This window comes from Aliiroseovarius sp. M344 (genome assembly GCF_025140835.1).
In the GTDB taxonomy this organism is placed as follows: Bacteria; Pseudomonadota; Alphaproteobacteria; order Rhodobacterales; family Rhodobacteraceae; genus Aliiroseovarius.
On the sequence record NZ_CP081153.1, the window covers coordinates 807,447 to 829,809 of the forward strand.

20 protein-coding genes are annotated in these 22,363 nt (G+C 56.2%); 15 read left to right on the top strand and 5 right to left on the bottom strand.

The genetic code is table 11. The features are described from left to right. Positions 1–19 precede the first annotated feature (19 nt). Both betA and K3556_RS03960 read left to right on the top strand, forming a co-directional pair. The gene (gene betA, locus K3556_RS03955) at positions 20–1,675 is read left to right on the top strand and encodes a choline dehydrogenase (protein ID WP_260518432.1); all 1,656 of its coding nucleotides are present in this window, start codon (positions 20–22) and stop codon (positions 1,673–1,675) included. A gap of 86 nt (positions 1,676–1,761) precedes the next feature. Next, complete coding sequence (locus K3556_RS03960) at positions 1,762–2,001, top strand: YdcH family protein (protein ID WP_260518433.1); 240 nt, start codon at positions 1,762–1,764, stop codon at positions 1,999–2,001. Positions 2,002–2,049: 48 nt separating this feature from the next. On the opposite strand, the gene K3556_RS03965 is transcribed toward K3556_RS03960, so the two are convergent. From K3556_RS03965 to K3556_RS03975, 3 genes are all read right to left on the bottom strand, one after another. Beyond that, on the bottom strand, positions 2,050–2,874 hold the full coding sequence (locus K3556_RS03965) for an alpha/beta hydrolase (RefSeq protein WP_260518434.1): 825 nt from the start codon (positions 2,872–2,874) through the stop codon (positions 2,050–2,052). Continuing rightward, the gene (locus K3556_RS03970; protein WP_260518435.1) at positions 2,871–4,274 is read right to left on the bottom strand and encodes a short-chain fatty acyl-CoA regulator family protein; all 1,404 of its coding nucleotides are present in this window, start codon (positions 4,272–4,274) and stop codon (positions 2,871–2,873) included. Before K3556_RS03970 ends, K3556_RS03965 begins: the two co-directional genes overlap by 4 nt. Positions 4,275–4,346: 72 nt before the next feature. Then, positions 4,347–5,561, bottom strand: coding sequence for a multidrug effflux MFS transporter (locus K3556_RS03975; protein ID WP_260518436.1), 1,215 nt, complete (start codon positions 5,559–5,561; stop codon positions 4,347–4,349). A 169-nt stretch (positions 5,562–5,730) separates the two neighbouring features. On the opposite strand from K3556_RS03975, the gene K3556_RS03980 reads away from it, so the two are divergent. The 13 genes from K3556_RS03980 to K3556_RS04040 all read left to right on the top strand — a co-directional run bounded on the left by K3556_RS03980 (position 5,731) and on the right by K3556_RS04040 (position 18,545). Continuing rightward, complete coding sequence (locus tag K3556_RS03980) at positions 5,731–7,263, top strand: acyl-CoA carboxylase subunit beta (protein ID WP_260518437.1); 1,533 nt, start codon at positions 5,731–5,733, stop codon at positions 7,261–7,263. Further along, complete coding sequence (locus K3556_RS03985; protein WP_260518438.1) at positions 7,233–7,730, top strand: DUF6497 family protein; 498 nt, start codon at positions 7,233–7,235, stop codon at positions 7,728–7,730. Before K3556_RS03980 ends, K3556_RS03985 begins: the two co-directional genes overlap by 31 nt. Positions 7,731–7,744: 14 nt before the next feature. Next, positions 7,745–8,092, top strand: coding sequence for a hypothetical protein (locus K3556_RS03990; RefSeq protein ID WP_260519168.1), 348 nt, complete (start codon positions 7,745–7,747; stop codon positions 8,090–8,092). 325 nt (positions 8,093–8,417) lie between these two features. Further along, positions 8,418–8,624: a hypothetical protein gene (locus K3556_RS03995; protein ID WP_248370069.1), complete on the top strand. Its 207-nt coding sequence runs from the start codon at positions 8,418–8,420 to the stop codon at positions 8,622–8,624. A gap of 143 nt (positions 8,625–8,767) precedes the next feature. Next, complete coding sequence (locus tag K3556_RS04000) at positions 8,768–10,816, top strand: acetyl/propionyl/methylcrotonyl-CoA carboxylase subunit alpha (RefSeq protein ID WP_260518439.1); 2,049 nt, start codon at positions 8,768–8,770, stop codon at positions 10,814–10,816. Positions 10,817–10,818: 2 nt separating this feature from the next. Continuing rightward, on the top strand, positions 10,819–12,384 hold the full coding sequence (locus K3556_RS04005) for a hypothetical protein (RefSeq protein WP_260518440.1): 1,566 nt from the start codon (positions 10,819–10,821) through the stop codon (positions 12,382–12,384). Continuing rightward, positions 12,381–12,920, top strand: a complete 540-nt coding sequence (locus K3556_RS04010) for a hypothetical protein (RefSeq protein WP_260518441.1) — start codon at positions 12,381–12,383, stop codon at positions 12,918–12,920. Before K3556_RS04005 ends, K3556_RS04010 begins: the two co-directional genes overlap by 4 nt. A 60-nt stretch (positions 12,921–12,980) precedes the next feature. Next, positions 12,981–15,107, top strand: a complete 2,127-nt coding sequence (scpA, locus tag K3556_RS04015) for a methylmalonyl-CoA mutase (RefSeq protein ID WP_260518442.1) — start codon at positions 12,981–12,983, stop codon at positions 15,105–15,107. Positions 15,108–15,173: 66 nt separating this feature from the next. Then, positions 15,174–15,791 (top strand): VOC family protein, encoded by a 618-nt coding sequence (locus K3556_RS04020; protein ID WP_260518443.1) that lies wholly within the window; start codon positions 15,174–15,176, stop codon positions 15,789–15,791. Beyond that, on the top strand, positions 15,788–16,261 hold the full coding sequence (locus K3556_RS04025; RefSeq protein WP_260518444.1) for a GNAT family N-acetyltransferase: 474 nt from the start codon (positions 15,788–15,790) through the stop codon (positions 16,259–16,261). Before K3556_RS04020 ends, K3556_RS04025 begins: the two co-directional genes overlap by 4 nt. Positions 16,262–16,466: 205 nt before the next feature. Then, positions 16,467–17,147 (top strand): molecular chaperone DjiA, encoded by a 681-nt coding sequence (locus tag K3556_RS04030; protein WP_260518445.1) that lies wholly within the window; start codon positions 16,467–16,469, stop codon positions 17,145–17,147. Further along, complete coding sequence (locus K3556_RS04035; RefSeq protein ID WP_260518446.1) at positions 17,147–18,163, top strand: endonuclease/exonuclease/phosphatase family protein; 1,017 nt, start codon at positions 17,147–17,149, stop codon at positions 18,161–18,163. Before K3556_RS04030 ends, K3556_RS04035 begins: the two co-directional genes overlap by 1 nt. A 37-nt stretch (positions 18,164–18,200) precedes the next feature. Beyond that, on the top strand, positions 18,201–18,545 hold the full coding sequence (locus tag K3556_RS04040; protein WP_260518447.1) for a hypothetical protein: 345 nt from the start codon (positions 18,201–18,203) through the stop codon (positions 18,543–18,545). Between the two features lie 25 nt (positions 18,546–18,570). On the opposite strand, the gene K3556_RS04045 is transcribed toward K3556_RS04040, so the two are convergent. After that, positions 18,571–20,109 (bottom strand): Ppx/GppA family phosphatase, encoded by a 1,539-nt coding sequence (locus tag K3556_RS04045; protein ID WP_260518448.1) that lies wholly within the window; start codon positions 20,107–20,109, stop codon positions 18,571–18,573. A gap of 50 nt (positions 20,110–20,159) precedes the next feature. Further along, positions 20,160–22,358 carry an RNA degradosome polyphosphate kinase gene (locus tag K3556_RS04050; protein ID WP_260518449.1) on the bottom strand — a complete coding sequence of 733 codons (2,199 nt, stop codon included), beginning with the start codon at positions 22,356–22,358 and terminating at the stop codon, positions 20,160–20,162. Positions 22,359–22,363 lie beyond the last annotated feature (5 nt).

Sequence of the window (22,363 nt, forward strand, 5' to 3'; positions counted from 1 at the left end):
CACAAACGACGGAACGGACATGCAAGCAGAATATATCATCGTAGGTGCGGGCAGCGCCGGGTGCGCCATGGCATATCGGCTGGCCGAAGCTGGAAAACGTGTGCTGGTCATCGAACATGGTGGCACCGATGCAGGCCCCTTCATCCAGATGCCAGCGGCGCTGAGCTACCCCATGAATATGAAGCTTTATGACTGGGGGTTCAAAACCGAGCCGGAGCCCCATCTGGATGGGCGCATCCTTGTCACGCCGCGTGGCAAGGTGATCGGTGGCTCCAGCTCAATCAACGGTATGGTTTACGTGCGTGGACACGCGCGCGATTTTGATAGCTGGGCCGAAATGGGGGCGGTCGGCTGGGCCTATGCTGACGTGCTGCCGTATTATAAGCGAATGGAGAGCTGGCACGATGGCGGCCATGGTGGCGACGCAGATTGGCGCGGCTCAGATGGCCCCCTGCACGTCACCCGAGGCCCGCGGGCCAACCTTCTTTATCACGCCTTTGTTGAGGCAGGAAAACAGGCCGGTTATCCGGTGACTGGCGACTATAATGGTCAGCAGCAAGAGGGTTTCGGCCCAATGGAACAAACCGTTTGGCGCGGGCGGCGCTGGTCGGCAGCCAATGCTTATCTGCGCCCTGCGCTGAAGCATGACAATTGCGAACTGATCCGGGCTTTTGTCCGTAAGGTGGTGATCGAAGATGGTCGCGCCGTGGGTGTTGAAGTCGAACGTGGTGGCAAAATCGAGGTGATCCGCGCCGAGGCTGAGGTGATCATCGCGGCAAGCTCGATCAACTCACCCAAGCTTTTGATGCTGTCGGGTATTGGCCCCGCCGCGCATCTGGCCGAGCACGGCATAGAGGTCGTCGCCGACCGTCCCGGTGTCGGGCAGAATCTTCAGGATCATCTTGAAGTCTATATGCAATACGCGGCCAAAAAGCCGATTACCTTGTATCGGTATTGGAACTTGTTTTGGAAGGGCATTCTTGGCGCGCGCTGGCTGTTCACCAAAACCGGGTTGGGCGCGTCCAACCAGTTTGAAAGTGCCGCTTTCATCCGGTCGCGGGCGGGTATCGAGTACCCCGATATCCAATATCACTTTCTGCCGATGGCGGTGCGATATGACGGAAAAGCAGCCGCAGAGGGGCATGGTTTCCAAGCCCACACTGGCCCCATGCGGTCGCCCTCGCGCGGTGAGATTACCTTGAAAAGCGCGGATCCCAACGAAGCGCCGCGCATCTTCTTCAACTACATGTCCACCGATCAGGATTGGCAGGACTTTCGCACATGTATCCGCCTGACCCGCGAAATCTTTGCGCAAGACGCGTTCAAAGATCATGTGAAGCACGAGATTCAGCCGGGCAATGCGCTGCAAACCGATGATGAGATCGACAGCTTTATTCGCGAACATGCGGAAAGCGCCTATCATCCTTGCGGCACCTGCCGTATCGGCCGTGCAGACGACCCTAATGCGGTTGTCGACCCAGAACTGAGGGTCATTGGCGTGGATGGCTTGCGGGTGGCTGACAGCTCTGTCTTTCCGCAAATTACCAACGGCAATTTGAATGCGCCGTCAATCATGGTGGGCGAAAAGGCGTCGGATCATATTCTGGGGCGGCGATTGCCATCGTCAAACGAGGAACCGTGGATACATCCCAACTGGAAAAATTCTCAGCGGTGACGCCGGGTTGTTTGATCCGGGTCAAAGCGGCGGCGACAGAACACGCGCAGTCTTGTTCTGAACAATGACAATAGGAGAGATCGCGAATGTCCCACACGCCGCACGAACTGCATGAAGAGTTTCCGGAACTGGCTGAAAAAATGACCGTGTTGAAGCAGGCTGACGCTCATTTTGCCAAACTGGCTGATGAGTACCACGAGTTGAACCGCGCCGTGCACCGCGCCGAAACCAATGTCGAGCCGACCGATCAGTTCAATGAAGAAGAAATGCGCAAGAAGCGCGCTGTCCTGAAAGACGAAATCTATCGGATGCTGACGGCAGCCTAAGGGAATAATCAAAAAACGCCCTGGCGATGTCTCGGGGCGTTTTTAGTTTCAATAGAGCGCTTCTATCCAATCCAACATCTTGAGCAACACGTCCCGGCGCCAAATCGACGTGTGGCCCGCATTTGGGTGGGTCACAAAAACTTTGTTGGGACTGGGCGATAGCTTGAAAAGTGTACGCCCCATCGAAACAGGGATCGTTTTGTCAGCGCCACCATGCAGGATAAACAACGGAACTTTCGTGTTTTTTACCGTCTGCTTTGATGGCCACAGGTCGGAGCGCGAATGAAACAATGGCAGCATTGCCGGTTTCTTGTGAGCGACAAGGTCTACCAGCGAAGTATACGGTGCTTGTAAGACAATACCCAGCGGTGGCCGCCTTCGCGCAACACCATGTGTTGCAATTTCAAGCCCAACGCCAGTCCCAAGGCTTTCGCCCCAAATGATTGTTGGGCTGTTGCCAACGATTTTCGGCAACTGTTCGTAGAGTTGATTGGCCCTAAGCTGGATAAGCTGGCGACTCGGTTGCCCCTTGCTGCCATTCATTCCGGGATAAGCCATCGCGACGACGCCGTACCCTCTATCAAGAAACCACGGAAGTTTACCGCGCCGTGTGGCAAGGTTTCCACCGGAACCGGGCAGATATAGGATAGTCGGCTTGCCCGGCTTGGGTTTGCCGACCCACAAAACCAGTCCGTGGAAACGTTTTTCTTCAAGCCGAGCATCCACGTTCTTTGGATTGGCCCAAGCTGGCAGAAACTGGTAGAAGACTTTCCGCTCCAACAGTGTCTGTGGCGATTGGGCTTGCACCGGACCGGTAGGCATGGTGGCTGTTGCGATCAGCGCCAGCACTAGCGAAAACAGTAACTTTTTCATCTTTTGATCTCGTAAGGAAGCGTGCCACGTGAATATGGGTCGACTTGCAACTGACGTTCAAGGGGAGGAACGGAGCGTTGATGGCAGAACTGACGTTCGCAGATGCGACAGGACACGCCAATGGGTTCGAAGGCCGCGTCGTTCGAGACATCCAGATCGTCCGCATAGACCAGAGCACCCGCATGTTTCACTTCGCACCCCAACCCGATCGCATAGCGCCGAACTGGTGCGTCAAAACTGCCGCCCGATTTTGTGACGTTTCGCGACAAGCAGAAATAGCGCACGCCGTCTGGTGTTTGGGCAAGCTGTCGTAGGAAACGTCCAGGTGTTTCAAAGGCTTGGTGAACATTCCACAACGGACATGCACCGCCGAAACGTGCGAATTGCAGCCGAGTTGCTGAGTGGCGTTTCGTGATTGTGCCAGCTTGATCCACCCGCACGAAAAAGAACGGGATACCTTTGGCCCCGGGTCGCTGCAACGTCGACAAGCGGTGGGCGATCTGTTCGATGGATGCGCCAAAACGATCCGCCAGTCTTTCAAGGTCGTGGCGGGTCTCGTGAGCAGCGGCAAGAAACTGCCCATAGGGCAAAAGGGCCGCGCCAGCAAAATAGTTCGCGAGCCCAAGTTTCGCGATTGCGCGGGCTTCATCGGTCTGGAATCGGGCAAAATCGAGCGTTGCCTCAAGAAGCGCATCTTGCGTCAGTAAAGCCACCTGCATCAGAAGTTGAAATTCCTGCGTGGCGCGGGGCGGGCGGGTCGAAAGGCTGAGGATGCATTTGTCGGGGTCGTAAGTTCGCATCGATTCCTGATCAACCCTTTCAACGGCAATCCCGCGGTCTTTCAGAACAGCTTCGGCCATGTCAGCTGGGGCAAGGCCGCGGCTTTTCCCGGTGTTGGAAAAATGCTCAGCGGCGCGATCCACGGCATCAAGGTAATTGTCGCAATAGTGAAAAAAGTCGCGCACCTCGTCCCAAGGGCTGGCCTTTGATCGTCTGTCGTCTGTCCCGAGGTTTTCATCCAGTGATGCCAAACGTTCATGACCCAACCGGTAGGCGCGGTGCAATTCCAGCAACGCGTGCGCCAAGGCTGGTGCGTTGGACGCCGCAAGGCGCAGGTCCGCCAAGGGCGGAACGTCCGAAAAAACCGGGTCGGCAAAAGCTTCGCGCATGTCACTGACCAGACGTTCTGCGTCGCCAGTCGAAAGCTCGGCCACGTCAAACCCGAATTCTTGTGCCAGAGCCAGCACGACACCCGTCGACACCGGACGGTTATTGTTCTCCATCTGGTTCAGATAAGGCAGACTCACACCGAGTTTTTCGGCAAAACTTTTCTGAGTAAGCCCAAGGCGCGTTCGGATTTCTCGAAGTTTCACACCGGCGTAGAGCTTTTGCGTGGCCATGGACAGGGCATTCCTGTGACTGATTTGCAGAATTTGCTATTGTCAATTCATACCATTTGCAAATGCCCCCCGTCAAAGACTTAGCCGTTTTTCACGCCGGATCACCAGCAAGATCGCAACCACCGCCAGCACGGATGATGTCAACATCAACAGCAAAAGCGGCATCGCCGTAGAGCCGGGCGCCAACAGCCAACCGGCAATCGCAGATAAGGCTGCGCCACCGCCGATGTTTAACGCGCCACCAAGACCTGACGCGCTGCCTGCAAGTTCAGGCCGAACGCTCATCATTCCAGCCGTGGCGTTTGGCAGGGTCATACCATTCCCTACGCCCACCCATGTCATGAAACCGAAAAAGATATATTCGGATCCCTGCCCAAGCAGAAAAAGTGCAAGTGAGATGGTCAGCCCCGCCGCCGTGATGAGCGCCCCATAGAACACCATATTGGTCATTCCAACGCGGATCGAATAGCGGCCAGAGAAATAGTTCCCCACGAGATATCCCGCGGCAGGCGCACCAAAGAAGAAGCCAAGGCGGGCCGGGCTCATGCTGTAGATCTCGCTGCCGACAAATGGCGCGCCGCCCAAATAGGCAAAGAACGCACCAGATGTCAGGGCAGCTGATGCACAATATCCCCAGAACCGCGGCGACGATAGCAGCGATGGATAAGCGCGGAACTGGGCTCCAAACCCACCAGCACGCGGGGTGATCGTTTCACCCAGATCGCGCCACGTCAGCATTAAGGCTGCGATACCTGCGCCCGCTTGTAGCCAGAAATTGGCTTTCCAACCCAAAGCCTGGTCTAAAACGCCGCCGATCGACGGGGCAATCATTGGAATGATCGACATACCCATGGTCACGTACCCGATCAACGACGCCGCTTGATCGCCGGGCACCATGTCGCGAATAGCGGCGCGAGACAGGACAACCCCCACCACGACCGCGGCCTGCAACATGCGAAAACCCAGAAAAACCTGGATGTTAGGTGCATAGATGCAGCCCAATGTAGCGAAGATAAAGAAAACGAAACCTGCCAAGATCACAGGTCGGCGTCCGAAACGATCCGACAGCGGCCCAACGACAACTTGCATCACCGCATTCATGCAAAGATACAGTGCCACTGACAGTTGGACGATGCGGTAGTCGACCTCGAAGTATCTGGCCATGCCTGGCAACGACGGTAGGAATACATTCATCGACAAAGTTGCCGCTGCCGCGACGAATGTCAGCGTAAAGACATGCGGTGGCGTGCTGGGGTCCAGAAACCGGGAAGTGGGCGGCGATGGCATTCGTCATGGCTAGGCGCGCAAGGTCAGTCTGTCCATCCTGCGAACTTAGAATATGCAAATATTCAATTTGCAATATTCACCTTGCAATAAGTTTGCAAATTCGCCCAATTTCTCTTTCCGGATTGATGGTTAGGCGTTAGTTTGCCTTGAAATCAAGGAGTGCCGCCAGATGAAAGATATCCTTCAGGAACTTGAAGATCGCCGCGAAACAGCCCGCCTTGGGGGCGGCCAACGTCGGATCGACAGCCAACACAAAAAGGGCAAGCTGACCGCGCGTGAGCGGGTCGAACTGCTTCTGGATGAAGGCTCATTTGAAGAATTCGACATGTTCAAAGCGCATCGCTGCACCGAGTTCGGTATGGCGGCTGATAAGCCCGCTGGGGATGGCGTCATCACCGGCTGGGGTACGATCAACGGTCGTTTGGTATATGTCTTCAGTCAGGACTTCACCGTCTTTGGTGGGTCGTTGTCGGAAACCCACGCCGAAAAAATTTGCAAAATCATGGATATGGCGATGCAAAACGGCGCGCCTGTCATTGGCATCAACGATTCTGGGGGCGCGCGTATCCAGGAAGGTGTCGCATCACTTGCAGGGTATGCAGAAGTGTTCCAGCGTAACATCATGGCATCGGGCGTTGTGCCGCAGATCTCGTTGATCATGGGGCCATGTGCCGGCGGCGCGGTCTACTCGCCCGCGATGACGGACTTCATCTTCATGGTGAAAGACAGCTCATACATGTTTGTGACTGGGCCCGACGTTGTGAAGACTGTGACGAATGAGGTTGTGACCGCAGAAGAGCTTGGCGGCGCGTCGACTCACACTAAGAAGTCGTCAGTCGCGGATGGCGCATTTGAAAATGATGTCGAGGCTTTGACAGAAGTTCGTCGCCTTGTTGATTTCCTGCCCTTGAACAACCGTGACAAGGCGCCAACGCGCCCATTCTTTGATGATCCCGCACGGATTGACGAAAGCCTTGATACGCTGGTGCCGGAAAATGCCAACGCGCCCTACGATATGAAAGAGCTTATCACCAAGCTCGCGGATGAAGGCGACTTCTACGAAATTCAGGAAGATTATGCCAAGAACATCATCACTGGCTTTGTGCGCCTGGAGGGGCAGACCGTGGGTGTGGTTGCGAACCAACCGATGGTTTTGGCGGGGTGTCTGGATATCGACAGCTCGCGCAAAGCTGCGCGGTTTGTGCGCTTCTGCGATGCGTTTGAGGTTCCGATCCTGACACTGGTTGATGTGCCGGGCTTCTTGCCGGGCACCGGTCAGGAATATGGCGGTGTTATTAAGCATGGCGCGAAGCTTCTGTTTGCTTATGGCGAGGCGACGGTGCCGAAGGTCACACTGATCACTCGCAAGGCCTATGGCGGCGCTTATGACGTTATGGCGTCCAAGCACCTGCGCGGGGATTTCAACTATGCGTGGCCGACAGCCGAAATCGCTGTAATGGGTGCTAAGGGCGCGACCGAGATCTTGTACCGCTCGGAATTGGCTGATGCTGAAAAGATCGCACAACGGACGCAGGACTACGAAAAACGGTTTGCCAATCCATTTGTGGCAGCCGAACGTGGCTTCATTGACGAGGTGATACAACCCCGGTCGTCGCGTATGCGGATTTGTCGGGCGTTTGCGTCACTGCGCAATAAGAAGCTGCAAAATCCGTGGAAAAAACACGACAATATTCCGCTGTGATCATGGGGGACGCGGACAGACATCGGGGCCTTATCGGCCTGACCAAGGTGATGGCCTGTGCCGTCGCTCTGGTGCTGTCCGCGCCTGTATCCGGGCTGGCATCCAGCCCTGTTCTTGAAGCCGGCACGCTTATCCAGGTCCCATCGGGGCAAGAAGTTACTTTTCTGGACGTGATCGAAGGTGAAGAGGGGGCCGCGGGCACAGCGATCCGCTTTCGCTTTCTGGCGCCCCGCATTGCGCGCGAGAAAGGCGATGTGGAGTTTATGCAGGCGGAAGAGGATATGGCGGTGCTGTGCCAAGACTATGCCTTGCCACATATGATGGATATCGGTGCAGACATGCCTGCCCAGATCATCATTGTTCTGTCCGACCGCGCTGTGGAGTTTGGGGTTGCAGATCCCGATGCCACTCAATTTTTTGAAGCCTACCGTCCCGAGGACGGCATGTGCATCTGGGAGGGGTTCTGATGGCCTTGCCATACATGACCAAACACAGGGGTTTTCCGGGACGCCTGCCGGGGACTGATTTCCAGTTCACCATTCGCCGCCCCAACAAGTCTGGCGCGACGCCATTGATCGCGCGCGAACGCTTTGCAGATCGCCGACCCGCAGATCGCCGGGCAGATGCGGGCTTTATGGGCGCGCTTTGGGATCATTTTGGCGATCAGCCCTTCGAGCGCGGAAATCTGGATGCTGGCCGCTTGTCTTGGCTGTTTGGCCGCGAAGTCATTGCTGTCGATGATCCTTTTGACCCTGAAAGCTATGAATCCCTGCTTGTGATCGACGTGGACCGTGCGACCGCAGCATTTCCTGACGTTTTCGAGGTATAGTCGGCATGAACCCGCCCGTCAGTATATTGAACCGGCAGATTCCAGCCCAAAACCTGAGCATGGTTGATTGGCGTTCTTGCGACGCGGGTAAACCGTGCCAATCTCGTATTCAAGCAGTAAGCATATCCCCGCTTTCTGCTATGGTTTGTCGAAACCATTACCCTTCCCCTTCTTCAGCCCGGTTCACTGCTTTTGCAGCTGAACCGGGCCTCTTTTTCGCCATATGCACGACTTTTGCTGCGAATAGCGGAAAATTTTACTTTGGAAATTCTGTAAATCACGGCAAACTGGTCGCCAATAATAATACAACCAGAGGCAGTCAACGATGCAGATCAGCAAATTCTTCGTGGGGGCCGCAGCCCTTGTCATGCTGGCAGGATGCCAGTGGAACGACTTACAACGCGCCGGTGTCGGCGCGGCAACGGGTGCGGTGGTCGCGAAAGCGGCCAGCGGCAACCTTCTTACCGGTGCTGTCATCGGCGCGGGCGCTGGTGCGCTGTGCGATGATGTCGGCATGCGCATTTGTAACTGATAAAATTGCCGCTTCGCGCGGCACCGTGACTTCGTTTCAGCCTGCCGGGTTTGCGCCCGGCGGGCTTTTCTATGCCAATTTGCACAAAAAACTGCACGGTGGTTCTGCCCACCGCGCGCACACATAAACGGAAGGGACAGGACATGTTCAAGAAGATCCTGATTGCAAACCGGGGCGAAATCGCCTGCCGCGTGATCAAAACCGCCCGCAAGATGGGCATCCAGACAGTGGCCATTTACTCGGACGCGGACAAAAACGCCCTTCATGTGAAAATGGCTGATGAAGCGGTTCATATTGGGCCGCCCCCCGCCAACCAGTCCTATATTGTCATCGACAAAGTGATGAAGGCGATCAAGGAGACGGGCGCCGAGGCGGTGCATCCGGGATATGGTTTTCTGTCCGAGAACTCGAAATTCGCCGAGGCTTTGTCTGCCGCCGGTGTCGCGTTCATTGGACCGCCCGTGGGCGCAATCGAAGCAATGGGCGACAAAATCACATCGAAGAAGATCGCTCAGGACGCCGATGTCTCAACTGTGCCCGGCTATATGGGTCTGATTGAGGACGCAGAAGAGGCCGTCAAAATCTCAAACCAGATTGGGTACCCGGTGATGATCAAGGCGTCGGCTGGCGGCGGTGGCAAAGGGATGCGGATTGCGTGGAATGACAATGAAGCCCGCGAAGGGTTTCAGTCGTCCAAGAACGAGGCAGCCTCTTCTTTCGGCGATGACCGGATCTTCATTGAGAAGTTTATCACGCAACCACGTCACATCGAGATTCAAGTTCTCTGCGACAGCCACGGCAACGGTGTCTATCTGGGCGAGCGCGAATGCTCGATCCAGCGTCGGCAGCAGAAAGTCGTAGAAGAAGCCCCAAGCCCCTTCCTGGACGAAGCCACACGTAAAGCGATGGGCGAACAGGCGGTCGCGCTTGCGCAAGCCGTGGATTATGCCAGCGCCGGTACGGTCGAGTTCATCGTCGATGGCGACAAGAACTTCTATTTCCTTGAAATGAATACACGCCTTCAGGTGGAACACCCCGTAACCGAGCTGATCACCGGCGTCGATTTGGTCGAACAGATGATCCGTGTCGCGGCTGGTGAGAAGCTGTCGATCAGCCAGAAAGATGTGACACTGACCGGCTGGGCCATCGAAAACCGTCTTTATGCGGAAGATCCGTATCGCGGCTTCCTGCCGTCGATCGGTCGCCTGACAGCCTATCGTCCACCAGCGGAACTGGCCGCAGGACCGCTGCTTGAGAACGACAAATGGCAAGGGGATGCGCCCAAGGGCAACACCATCGCCGTGCGCAATGACACAGGCGTTTTCGAAGGCGGCGAGATCTCGATGTATTATGACCCGATGATCGCCAAGCTGTGCACGTGGGCTCCGACGCGGGATGAAGCCATCGAAGCGATGCGTGTTGCGCTGGACAGCTTCGAGGTTGAGGGCATTGGCCACAACCTTCCCTTCCTGTCAGCTGTGATGGATCATCCGATCTTCATCAAGGGCGACATGACCACGGCGTTTATCGAGGAACAATACCCCGATGGGTTTGAAGGCGTAGAGCTTGCGCAGGAAAACCTGAAGTGTATCGCAGCCGCGGCCGCCGCCATGTATCGGGTCGCCGAGATCCGGCGTGCGCGCATTTCTGGCCGCATGGACAATCACGAACGCAAGGTCGGAAAGCACTGGGTTGTTACATTGCAAGGGATAGAATTTGCAATGAAAATCAAAGCTGACAAGAAGGGGTCGACGGTCAAGTTCGAAGACGGCTCGAAGCTGCGCGTGACGTCGGATTGGACGCCGGGCAACAGTTTGGCACGTCTGAGCGTCGGCGGTGAGCCGCTGGTACTGAAAGTCGACAAGATTCCCGCCGGGTTCCGCATGCGGTCGCGCGGTGCCGACCTGAAGGTTCATGTCCGCACCCCACGTCAAGCTGAACTTGCCCGCTTGATGCCCGAGAAACTGCCGCCGGATACATCAAAAATGCTTCTGTGCCCGATGCCGGGTTTGATGGTGAAGATCAACGTAGAGGCCGGTGATGAAGTGCAGGAAGGGCAGGCCCTGTGCACCATCGAAGCCATGAAGATGGAGAACATCCTACGCGCCGAAAAGAAGGGCGTGGTGACCAAGATCAATGCCGGGGCTGGTGACAGTCTGGCTGTTGACGAAGTGATCATGGAGTTCGAATAAAGATGGCACTTGCGACCAGTACGACAACGGACCGGAGCTTTACCGTTCCCCTGATCGCCGTGATCGCGGTGCTGGTCGCATTCACTGCGATTCAAGTTGGGGCTTATTCGATCGCCGGGCGGTTCGAATACCCATTGGATGACGTTTATATTCATCTAGCAATGGCAGACGGTATTGCCGCTGGCGGATATGGCGTGAATGCCGGTGAATATGCCTCGGCCGCGTCGTCACCGCTCTACCCATATCTGCTGGCACCGTTTTCCGGCCAACAAATCCAGCGGTACATCCCGCTCCTGATTAACATTCTGGCACTTGTGACTGCAACGTTGTTGTGGGCGCGCATCGTGGTGGACGCGCTTGGCCGCACTGGCATGGGCTTTGTCTTGGCCGTGTTCGGATTGATCGCTTTGAACCTGCCGCAACTGGCGTTTTCGGGGATGGAGCATACGTTGCATATCCTTGCGACGCTGGCCGTGGTCCGCGGCATTCAGCTGTTGGGTAACAAAGATCGGGTGTCGGTCTTGTTGATCGCCGGGATGATCCTTGGGCCGATGATCCGCTTCGAAGCCATGGCGATTTCCGTCGCCGCCGCACTGTTTTTGATCTTCGACGGACGCGCGCGTCTTGGGGTTCTGTTGGGTGTGTTGTCTATTCTGCCGGTGGTCGGCTTCATGTATTTCCTGACGACGCTTGGGTTGGACCCACTGCCCAACTCGGTCAACGCGAAACTGGGTGTTGGCGCAGCGCCGGATATGGGGCGATTTGAATATTTTATAGCAAAAATAGCTGCGAAGATGCGCGGGCTGGCGGCAATGGGCTTCGGCCTAATGCTTTTCCTGGCGTTGGTTAACCTGCTGCGAAGCCGGATGATGGGGGACCGTCGGCTTGTATTGATGCTTGCAGTCGCCAGTTTCGCGGGTCTTGGCCACCTGGCCTTTGGGCAGTTTGGCTGGATGGATCGGTATGAGATTTACATCCTCGTTTTTCTGGCCGCGATGCTGATCGTGGCCGCCGAACGTGGCGAGGGGGCTTTCCGAAACACGACAGTTCTGGCCGTGGTCGCCGCGATGGCGGTCTGTTCGGTGCAGTATTACGCCAATATCGTCTATTCGTCGGTTTTCTCACCGCGCGGCATTTCTTTGCAGCAAAACCAAATGGCCCGATTTGCACATGAGTATGTCAAAGCGCCCGTCGGCGTGAACGACTTGGGTCTGGTTGTCTGGCGCAACCCGAACTATGTGCTCGACCTTTTTGGGCTGGCCTCAAAAGAAGCACTTGAAACACGGCGGTCGATGCCTTCGCAAGGTTGGGGCGCACCGCTTGCGGCTGCGCGCGATGTCGACTTGGTGATGATTTACGATCGGTGGCTGCACGGCACCGTCGGCGCGAACTGGGTTCGATTGGGCGAATTGCACGCCGCCCCACCCACAGGTGCGCTGGGTGACAACAAAGTCGGGTTTTATGCGACCAGCCCGGATGCGGTTGCAGACCTGCGTGCCAAACTTGAAGCTTTCGTGCCGACCTTACCCACAGGGGCGACCTTCTTTATGCAGGAGGCACTGCAATGATCTGGCAAGCGCGTGCCTTTTCGTTGCGGGATGCCGGGCTATTGGCCTCGCTGTCTCTGGTTAGCCTTGGGCTTGCCGGGTGTGATCGCAACAATGCCGATGATCTGCGTGCAGAACTGGAGCAGAGGTTTTTTCTAGGTGAAACGTTGTTCTTTGAAAGCAAACAGCGCTGCACCGCCGCCGTGTTCCGCGCGACCGAGAATGATGTGAAGCAGGGTGTGGTCAGCCATGATGACCCGGAAACGGCTCAAGCTGCCTATCGCCGCGAAGGAACTGCTGTTTTTCGTCGCGCCGGGCTTTCGCCGCATGACCTAACCGACATCCTGTTGATGTCCGGCGATGGCGCATTCGGAAAACAGGCTTTGGCAGCCGCGGCATTGGTCGAGGGTTGCCTGACAAAAGAAATCAGCATTGGATTTAAGGTCGCCCTGACACGACCCGGAGCAACACTCGCCATTTCCGATGCGCTGGGCGGGGTGATCATCCTCGATCCAGTTGACCGCAAACTCTATTTCGCCGCCGGAGATCCAGTCTGATCGGTGGCACCGCAATTGCCTGCATGGCTGCAGGATAAAAATGACGAAAAGGATGACGTGATGAGCGATACAGCCAAGTGGAAAGAACTGGCCGAGAAGGAACTTCGCGGTCGCGCGCTTGATGATCTGACGTGGAATACGTTGGAAGGGATCGACGTGAAGCCGCTTTATACAGCGGACGACACGCAAGATTTGGACCACATGGGCACGCTGCCCGGTTTTGGACCATTCACCCGAGGCGTTAAGGCGACAATGTATGCCGGCCGTCCGTGGACGATCCGCCAATATGCAGGCTTTTCGACCGCCGAGGAATCGAATGCCTTCTATCGCCGCAACCTCGCTGCAGGTCAGCAGGGCGTGTCGGTTGCGTTCGATCTGGCCACACACCGTGGTTACGACAGCGACCACCCACGCGTTGTCGGCGATGTGGGCAAAGCCGGTGTCGCAATCGACTCGATCGAGGATATGAAGATCCTGTTCGACGGAATCCCGCTTGATAAAGTGTCGGTGTCGATGACCATGAACGGCGCGGTCATACCGATCCTCGCAAATTTCATCGTTGCTGGTGAAGAGCAGGGTCACGACAAGGCGCTGCTGTCGGGCACCATTCAGAATGACATTCTGAAAGAATTCATGGTGCGCAACACGTATATCTATCCGCCTGAACCGTCGATGCGGATTATTTCGGACATCATTGAATATACGTCAAACGAGATGCCGAAATTCAACTCGATCTCGATCTCGGGCTACCACATGCAGGAAGCGGGCGCGAACCTTGTGCAGGAGCTGGCCTATACGCTGGCCGACGGGCGCGAATATGTGCGTGCGGCGATTGAGGCAGGTATGGACGTAGACAAGTTTGCTGGCCGCCTGTCGTTCTTCTTTGCCATCGGCATGAACTTCTTCATGGAAGCCGCCAAACTGCGCGCGGCCCGCACCTTATGGCATCGCGTGATGACCGATTTCAACGCAAAGTCCGAACGCTCGAAAATGCTGCGCACCCACTGCCAGACATCGGGCGTGAGCTTGCAAGAACAAGACCCCTATAACAACGTGATCCGCACAGCCTATGAGGCGATGTCGGCTGCCCTTGGCGGCACCCAGTCGCTGCACACCAATGCGCTGGACGAAGCCATCGCGTTGCCCACAGACTTCTCGGCCCGGATCGCGCGCAATACGCAGATCATCTTGCAAGAAGAAACCGGCGTGACCAACGTGGTCGATCCGCTGGCTGGGTCTTATTATGTCGAAGCGCTGACTGACGAACTGATCAACAAAGCCTGGGCCTTGATGGAAGAGGTCGAAGAGATGGGCGGCATGACCAAAGCGGTTGCCAGCGGTATGCCCAAGCTGCGGATCGAAGAATCCGCGGCCAAGCGCCAAGCGATGATCGACCGAGGTGAAGAGACCATCGTCGGTGTGAACAAACACAGGTTGGAAAAAGAAGACCCGATCGACATTCTGGACGTGGACAATGTTGCCGTGCGCGAAAGCCAGATTGCCCGTCTTGAAAAAATTCGCGCGACACGCGACAGCGCCGCATGCGACGCCGCGCTGGCTGAACTGACCCGCCGCGCCAAAGAAGGCGGCAACCTGCTTGAAGCGGCCGTCGAAGCCGCGCGGTCACGCGCAACAGTCGGAGAGATATCTATGGCTATGGAAGAAGAATTCGGTCGCCACCGCGCCGAAGTTAAAACGCTGGCTGGCGTCTATGGCGCGGCATACGAAGGCGATGAAGGCTTTGCCGCCATTCAGAAGTCGGTTGAAGAATTTGCAGATGCCGAAGGCCGTCGTCCGCGCATGTTGGTCGTCAAGATGGGCCAGGATGGTCATGATCGGGGCGCTAAAGTGATCGCGACGGCCTTTGCAGATATCGGCTTTGATGTCGATGTTGGACCGCTGTTCCAGACCCCGGAAGAGGCTGCGCAGGACGCCATTGATAACGACGTGCATATCGTCGGCATCAGCAGCCAAGCCGCTGGTCACAAGACCTTGGCGCCACAACTGGTGAACGCGCTGAAAGAACAGGGTGCAGAAGACATCATCGTGATCTGTGGTGGAGTTATTCCGCAGCAGGACTATGATTTCCTTTATAAAAATGGCGTGAAAGCTATCTTTGGCCCGGGCACGAACATTCCGAAAGCTGCGCAGGACATTCTGAAACTGGTGCGTTCGGACCGCGGCTGATCGACAAGACACTTGCGGCTGGCGGGTTTTCCCGCCAGCTTCATCCCAGACCAGAAGGAGACGGTTTTGGCTCTGGGAATAATAGATCATCTTGTGGTGTCCTCCGCGACCCTGTCAGAAGGCGTCGCGTTTATCGAGGACCTGCTTGGGGTGCCCATGACGGAGGGAGGAGACCATCCGCTTATGGGCACCCACAACGCGCTTTTATCGTTGGGGCCAGAGATCTATCTGGAAGTCATCGCAGTTAACCCGGATGCACCAAATCCTGATCACGCCCGTTGGTATGATCTGGACTATTTCACCGGGCCTGCGCGGCTGACAAATTGGGTTTTGCGGGTGCCGGATCTGATCGACGCATTACATCGCGCGCCAGACGGGATGGGCGACCGGGTTGCGCTTGAACGCGGCGTCTATGCGTGGGACATGGCGATCCCGCAGGATGGTCGGCTTCCCTTCTCTGGCTGCGCACCTGGGCTTCTGAGTTGGAAAGGCAAGCAACCCGCGCCCAACCTGCCCGATCTGGGGCTTCGCCTTGCCGCAATAGAAATCACCCACCCGGAGGCCGAAGCTCTTTCCGTAGCACTAGCCCCTTTGGTTGCTGATGATCGTATCTCGGTGCATGCGGGCACAGCACAGCTGATTGCTTGGCTTGATACGCCCAAAGGTTTGGTTGAACTGTCATGATCCGCCCAGCGACCAATGTGGACGCGCCGGCCATTCAGCGCCTCTGGAACATCGCAATCCGCGAGACGTTGATCACCTTCAACAGCGTCGAGAAGTCACCAACAGAGGTGGCCGAGGCAATTGAACAGTTTGATACGTTTCTGGTCGCAGAGATTGCCGGTCGGGTTATTGGCTTTGCTGCCCTTTTCCCTTTTCGCTCAGGTGCTGGCTACGCGCTTACCAAAGAGCATTCGATCATGCTGGATGCAGATGCGCGTGGGAACGGCATTGGCCGTGCGTTAATGACTGAATTGGAAGACGCGGCACGAGCGCAGGGCGTGCACTCCTTGATCGCGGGGATATCGGCATCTAACCCGGACGGTGAGCCGTTTCATGTAGCAGTTGGGTTTGGTGCCGTTGGGCGCGTGAAACAGGCGGGGCGCAAGTTTGACCAGTGGCATGACCTCCTCTTGATGCAGAAGCTTATTTAAAGCGTTTCGAATGCTCCCTGTCTCAGGTTTAATTCGAAAAGCTTTAAGCATGGTCCACGTCGATTTTTGGTCGTGGCTCAGTTGACCAATTGACGCCAAGTGTGTCGGAAATGCCCTGCAACCCAATGCTTTTGCGATAAGAAACATCTGTTTGATGATGCGCTTTGTGCTCGTTTTTGGAGCGCGGACTGTGTAACAAGTCGGCATGTCGATCTGGTCCCGCATAACTGACGCGCTGTCCGCACTTGCCAAAGGCGAGGGGCTGTCGGATGTCTTCTCGCATCTCCGCACGCCACCCGAACGGTCTGCTGGCTTCGCGATTGCGGTGATTGCGCTTGGGGCGAAGATGGCGAAAGCTGACGGGCAGGTGACGCGCGACGAGGTGTCTGCGTTTCGCGAAGTTTTCAATATCCCACAGAGCGAAGAGAAAAACGCAGCACGTTTGTTCAATCTGGCGCGCACCGACGTTGCCGGTTTCGAATTGTATGCGCAAAAAGTGGCTGCAATGTTCGGGCCGGACGATCCGGCGCTTTGCGATTTGATGGAAGGGTTGTTTCACATCGCGATTGCGGATGGTGAATACCATCCCGCCGAAGATGATTTCCTGCAGCATGTGTCAGATATATTTGGAATTACCCCGCGAAAATTTGTCGCTCTGCGGTCGCGACTGGTGCCCGATGCGCATCCGGACCCGTACCAGGTTCTGGGCGTAACGGCGGATATGTCTCTGAAAGAGATTAGGGCCGCCTGGCGGAACGAGGTGCGCGAAAGCCACCCCGATCAGATGATCGCCCGTGGCGTTCCGGAAGAGGCCGTGAAACTGGCCGAGAAACGCCTGATTGCGATTAACCGCGCTTGGGAAGAAATCAGTAAGGATCGCGACTGATGCGGATCGCGACCTATAATGTCGAGTGGTTCAATTCGCTGTTTGACGATGATGGGAACCCGCTTGTGGACGAGCAATGGTCTGGTCGCCACGACGTCACCCGTCGCGCGCAACTCAAAGCCGTGGGGATCGTTTTCAAACTGCTTGATGCGGACGCCATTATGGTGATCGAAGCGCCCGACCATAACAAACGTCGAAACACGATCACGGCGCTTGAAAACTTTGCCGAACTGTTTGGTCTGCGCGCATGCAAGGCCATGATCGGCTTTTCCAACCACACCCAGCAAGAGATCGCACTGTTGTACGATCCCAATGTGTTTTCCGCCCACCATGACCCGCTGGGAAGCGTGGACGGGATCGGCACGCCGCGCTTTGATACGACATTTCAGCTCGACGTTGACGTGGATGCGTCACCCGAGCCCATCGAGTTTTCCAAACCACCGCTAGAGGTGCAACTGACCCATCGCGAGTCTGGAACCCAGCTGCGCCTGATTGGTGTGCACGTAAAATCCAAGGCACCACACGGTGCGCGTGGTCGTGCGGAAGTGATGCGCGTGGCGATTGAGAACCGCCGAAAGCAGATGGCGCAGTGTATCTGGATACGTCACCGGGTGAACGAACATCTGGAAGCTGGCGACCCGCTGATCGTTCTGGGCGACTTCAACGATGGCCCCGGTCTGGATGTGTATGAGAAACTTTTCGGCCGTTCTGGCGTGGAGATCGTGATGGGCGAGGAAGATGCGATCGGCATGTTTGACCCTCATGCGCGGATGATCCTGACCCAAAAATCTGGGGCCAGACCTGCAACATCACGGTTCTATATCGCAAAGCAGAAACGATATCTTCAGGCGTTGCTGGATTACATCATGGTTTCGCCAGATTTGGTCGCTAAGTCTCCTCAATGGCGTATCTGGCATCCGTTCGACGACCCGGAATGCTATCGCGCACCGGAACTGCGAGAGGCGCTGCTGACCGCGTCCGACCACTTCCCGGTGTCAATCGACTTTGACCTATAGTCTTCAAAACGCTGTTGGTCGCGCCTACATATGACCTATGAAACAGATTGCGAAAACCGCTGCCGTGGCTGTATTAGCCGTTGCTTGCCTGTCCTCTCCGTTGTTGGCCGAGGGCGATGTGACACAGCCGTCTGACAACCCGGAACTGTCAGAAGGCGCTGAGCTTCTGAACCGAGGCTTTCAACTGCTGTTAGAGGGGCTGGCCAACGAAGTTGAGCCGATGGCAGACAAATGGGCCGAGGGTTGGGCTGAGTTGATCGAACGTTTCAGCGATATGAATGCTTACTATCCGCCCGAAACGCTACCTAACGGCGATATCATTATTAGGCGCCGCATCCCGCTTGCGCCGGACGACGCGCCACTTGGTGAAACTGACCTGTAACGCGCAAGGTTCAAACTGGTACGCATTAGCGGCGCTTGACGATGCCTTCCGCCTCAAGCGCTTCGGCGAGGGTTTGGAACCGACCTTGCGCAACCTCTCCGAAAAGGTCCGAACCGTTATCATTCAACGTCAAAACAAGCTGACGTTTCTTTGGAAACCACGCCAGAGATCCAAGTTTGGTTGGGTCGTTCATTGTCAGCATGGCCCCAAATCGCATCGCTTTTCCCAGAACTTCGGCACGCATAATGCTTTTCTCAGGCAGAATTCCAAAAAGCGGCTCAAAGCGCGATCCTTCTCGCGCGTTTTTGTACCGGTGCAGCAGGGCCAAGCCGAGGAAAACGCGTTCCTGATGGGTCAGGCCCCCTAGGTTCGCACGGGTTGCATTGTCAAAACACACTTCGTGCCGATAATCGGGATGCGCGCGCCAGCTCACATCATGCAACAAACATGCGGCTTTGATAAGGCGAAGCTCGTTGGGTTTCGCTGCTTTGAACAGCGGCCGCAGGAAGGTGAACAGCTTCTTGCCAAAGCCCGGCATGCGGGCGTCCTTCTGTTCAGCGACGTAACACGCCTCGATCAAAGGGTCACGTTTGCGCAGGCGATTGGGCATTTGTTCGTAAAGCAATCCCTCACGAATACCGTATGAACTGACGGCGATCTCTTTCGGGCGAAACTCGCGGACAAGGCGCTTCAAGACCTGCGCTGCTATCGGCACCAGAGCCATCCGCGCTGATGAGGTGCCGGTGCGTTGGCGGACCTGTTCCAAGTCAACCTCGTCGATCCATTTTAGCGTGGTCGCCAGCGATCGTGGCGCCATGCGGTATTCGTGCAGAACTGTCAGTGGATAGCCGCGCCGCTCCATATCCAGACGGGCAATTGCCCGCCAGGAACCACCGACCAAGAACAGTCGCGGATGATCGGTGCCCATCTCCTCGGCCAGTTGCTTTACGACGCGTGAAATCTCGGCCTTAACGCCCTTTTTCCCACCTGGTATGCCCGCCAGCTTCAACGGCCCAAGCGGCGAGGTTACACGCTTTCCGACTTGGCCTTGCGATATCGCGGCAAGCTCAAGGGAAGAGCCGCCAATGTCACACATAAGACCATTGGCCTCGGGCCAGCCCAAAAGAACTCCCTGCGCTGAAAAGCGGGCTTCTTCTTCGCCGTCAATGACATAAATGTCCAACCCGGTTTCGCGCAATACATCTGCGCAAAAGTCCTCCCCATCGCTGGCTTCGCGTACAGCCGCTGTGGCCACTGCAGAAAGGGGCGGCATGTTCATGCTGTCGGCAAGCGCTTGGAACCGCTTGATTGCCGCCAAGGCGCGGATACGACCTTCTGGATGCAGCCGTCCTGTTTCCAGCAGGCCCGTCCCCAAGCCACACAGAATTTTTTCGTTGAAGAAATACGCCGGGCTACGCGCAGCCCCGTCAAAAACCACCAGACGAACCGAGTTGGAGCCGACATCCACGACACCGACGCGACTTAGCGCCCGGACAGATGGGTCATTGAACAGCGGACGTCCAAAGGGACCCCAATCTTCACCGGTCTCGCCGCGTCCGTCCATCGATTGTCCCCTATCTGGTGATGCTATTTTAGCCGGGCGGCCGACTGCGATCAATCTTGTGAATGCGCAAGTTCCGGTACGTCAGACGCACCTGCTGACCCGCGTCCTGAAAGGGACGGGTTTTCCATGAAGAACCGATGACAATTGAATGGGTGGTCAACGGATGTCAGGTCGGCACGCTGAAAGCTTCCATCAGGCTGCATCACCCAACTTTGAGCAACATCAGCCAGATTTGCGGCCATCACCTGACTGACGATCTGGGCTTTGACAGTGGGGTTCTGAATTTCGACCAAGGTCTCAACGCGGCGGTTCAGGTTGCGGCCCATCCAATCGGCAGACGACATGTAAACACGCGATTTTTTAGAGGGCAGACCATAGCCGTTGCCAAAACAGACAATGCGCGAATGCTCAAGGAAGCGACCAACGATCGACTTTACCCGGATGTTCTCGGACAGGCCTTTGATGCCGGGGCGCAAGCCGCAGATGCCACGAACGACAAGGCTGATCTTCACACCGGCTTGCGATGCGTCGTAAAGGGCGTCGATGACGTCCGGTTCGACCAATGAATTCATTTTGGCCCAGATTTCCGCGGGCTTGCCCTCCTTCGCGAATGCCGCTTCCGCCTTGATACGTGCAATCAATGTCGACTTCAGATCCAATGGGGAAATGGAAAGGTTCTCAAGGGACTGAGGCTCCGCATACCCAGACAGATAGTTAAATACCCGCGTCGCATCCCGGCCAAGGGCCGGGTCGCAGGTGAACAAACTGAGGTCGGTGTAGATGCGCGCCGTAATGGGGTGGTAGTTGCCGGTGCCATAATGAGTATAGGTCACCAATTCGTCCCCTTCACGCCGGACAACGGTCGAGATTTTTGCGTGAGTTTTGTAGTTGATGAACCCATACACCACATGCGCGCCCGCACGTTCCAGTCGACGTGACTGACGAATATTCGCAGCTTCATCAAAACGGGCTTTCAGCTCAACCAACGCGGTTACAGATTTCCCGTCCTCTGCAGCCTCACACAGTTCGGTGACAATCGGACTGTCAAGAGAGGTGCGGTATAGCGTTTGCTTGATTGCGACCACATTGGGATCGCGTGCAGCCTGATGCAGGAACCGAACGACCATATCGAAGGTTTCATAGGGATGATGCAGCAACATGTCTTTCTGGCGGATTGCCGAAAACATGTCGCCGTCGTGATCCTGCACCCGCTCCGGTATGCGGGGCGAGAAGCTGGGCCAAAGTAGATCAGGCAAATCTTTCAGGACAAGCTGGTCCAGATCAGCCATGCCAATCATCCCATCGACCTCGACTATCTCATCATCCGAGACTTTCAACTCGCGCGTAATCATCGACAGCAGACCTGACGGTGCACCTTTGGTAATCTTCATGCGCACTACCTCGCCGCGGCGGCGGCGTTTGAGGGCGGTTTCGAATTCGCGCACAAGGTCTTCGGCTTCGTCTTCAACTTCCAGGTCACTGTCGCGCAAGATACGGAAGGCACAGGAACCTTTTTCTGCATATCCGGGGAACAGCGATCCAAGATGCTCGAGCAGCAAATCTTCCAGCGGCAGGAATCGGAATTGACCCTCTTCCGCCGGAAGCGGCACGAACCGATCAATCTGCTGCGGAATGGGAAGCAGTGCCTGCAGTTTCTGTTTGTCCGATTTGCGCTCCAACTGAAGGGCCAGCGTGTGGCCGGTGTTCGGGATGAATGGGAACGGATGGGCAGGGTCAATGGCCAATGGCGATAGAACAGGAAAGACCTGAGTAAGAAACACGTGATCCAAATGGGCGTGGTCGGCATCTGTCAAATCTTCACGCCGACAGATGATGATACCATTTTCCTGCATCTCGACCGACAAATTCTCAAACACCCCTTGTTGATGGGCCATAAGAGCACGGGCATCAGAGTTGATCAGTTTCAACTGTTCGGCGGGGTTCAGGCCGTCGGCAGCAGGTGTTGTAACCCCCTCGCGCACCAGTTCACGAAGACCGGCCACGCGGACGGTGTAAAACTCGTCCAAGTTGGCGGCTGAAATCGACAAGAACCGCAAACGTTCCAGCAAGGGGACGCGAGGGTTTTCGGCTTCCTCAAGTACGCGCCAGTTAAAACCGAGCCAGCTGAGTTCACGGTTAAAGAACCGCCGGGGCCCTTCGTACTCTTCAGTAGGAAGAGTTTGCGCGGCAGGAAAGCCCGAAGCAAGGAAATCAGCGAGCGGAATTTGGGGTGTATTTGTCTTGTTCATAACAG

What these genes read in the sequence shown, in the direction of transcription:
- betA (WP_260518432.1), top strand. Translation starts at nt 20, where the DNA reads ATGCAAGCAGAATATATCATCGTAGGTGCGGGCAGCGCCGGGTGCGCC.
- K3556_RS03960 (WP_260518433.1), top strand. Translation starts at nt 1,762, where the DNA reads ATGTCCCACACGCCGCACGAACTGCATGAAGAGTTTCCGGAACTGGCT.
- K3556_RS03965 (WP_260518434.1), bottom strand. Translation starts at nt 2,874, where the DNA reads ATGAAAAAGTTACTGTTTTCGCTAGTGCTGGCGCTGATCGCAACAGCC.
- K3556_RS03970 (WP_260518435.1), bottom strand. Translation starts at nt 4,274, where the DNA reads ATGGCCACGCAAAAGCTCTACGCCGGTGTGAAACTTCGAGAAATCCGA.
- K3556_RS03975 (WP_260518436.1), bottom strand. Translation starts at nt 5,561, where the DNA reads ATGCCATCGCCGCCCACTTCCCGGTTTCTGGACCCCAGCACGCCACCG.
- K3556_RS03980 (WP_260518437.1), top strand. Translation starts at nt 5,731, where the DNA reads ATGAAAGATATCCTTCAGGAACTTGAAGATCGCCGCGAAACAGCCCGC.
- K3556_RS03990 (WP_260519168.1), top strand. Translation starts at nt 7,745, where the DNA reads ATGACCAAACACAGGGGTTTTCCGGGACGCCTGCCGGGGACTGATTTC.
- K3556_RS03995 (WP_248370069.1), top strand. Translation starts at nt 8,418, where the DNA reads ATGCAGATCAGCAAATTCTTCGTGGGGGCCGCAGCCCTTGTCATGCTG.
- K3556_RS04000 (WP_260518439.1), top strand. Translation starts at nt 8,768, where the DNA reads ATGTTCAAGAAGATCCTGATTGCAAACCGGGGCGAAATCGCCTGCCGC.
- K3556_RS04005 (WP_260518440.1), top strand. Translation starts at nt 10,819, where the DNA reads ATGGCACTTGCGACCAGTACGACAACGGACCGGAGCTTTACCGTTCCC.
- K3556_RS04010 (WP_260518441.1), top strand. Translation starts at nt 12,381, where the DNA reads ATGATCTGGCAAGCGCGTGCCTTTTCGTTGCGGGATGCCGGGCTATTG.
- scpA (WP_260518442.1), top strand. Translation starts at nt 12,981, where the DNA reads ATGAGCGATACAGCCAAGTGGAAAGAACTGGCCGAGAAGGAACTTCGC.
- K3556_RS04025 (WP_260518444.1), top strand. Translation starts at nt 15,788, where the DNA reads ATGATCCGCCCAGCGACCAATGTGGACGCGCCGGCCATTCAGCGCCTC.
- K3556_RS04030 (WP_260518445.1), top strand. Translation starts at nt 16,467, where the DNA reads ATGTCGATCTGGTCCCGCATAACTGACGCGCTGTCCGCACTTGCCAAA.
- K3556_RS04035 (WP_260518446.1), top strand. Translation starts at nt 17,147, where the DNA reads ATGCGGATCGCGACCTATAATGTCGAGTGGTTCAATTCGCTGTTTGAC.
- K3556_RS04040 (WP_260518447.1), top strand. Translation starts at nt 18,201, where the DNA reads ATGAAACAGATTGCGAAAACCGCTGCCGTGGCTGTATTAGCCGTTGCT.
- K3556_RS04045 (WP_260518448.1), bottom strand. Translation starts at nt 20,109, where the DNA reads ATGGACGGACGCGGCGAGACCGGTGAAGATTGGGGTCCCTTTGGACGT.
- K3556_RS04050 (WP_260518449.1), bottom strand. Translation starts at nt 22,358, where the DNA reads ATGAACAAGACAAATACACCCCAAATTCCGCTCGCTGATTTCCTTGCT.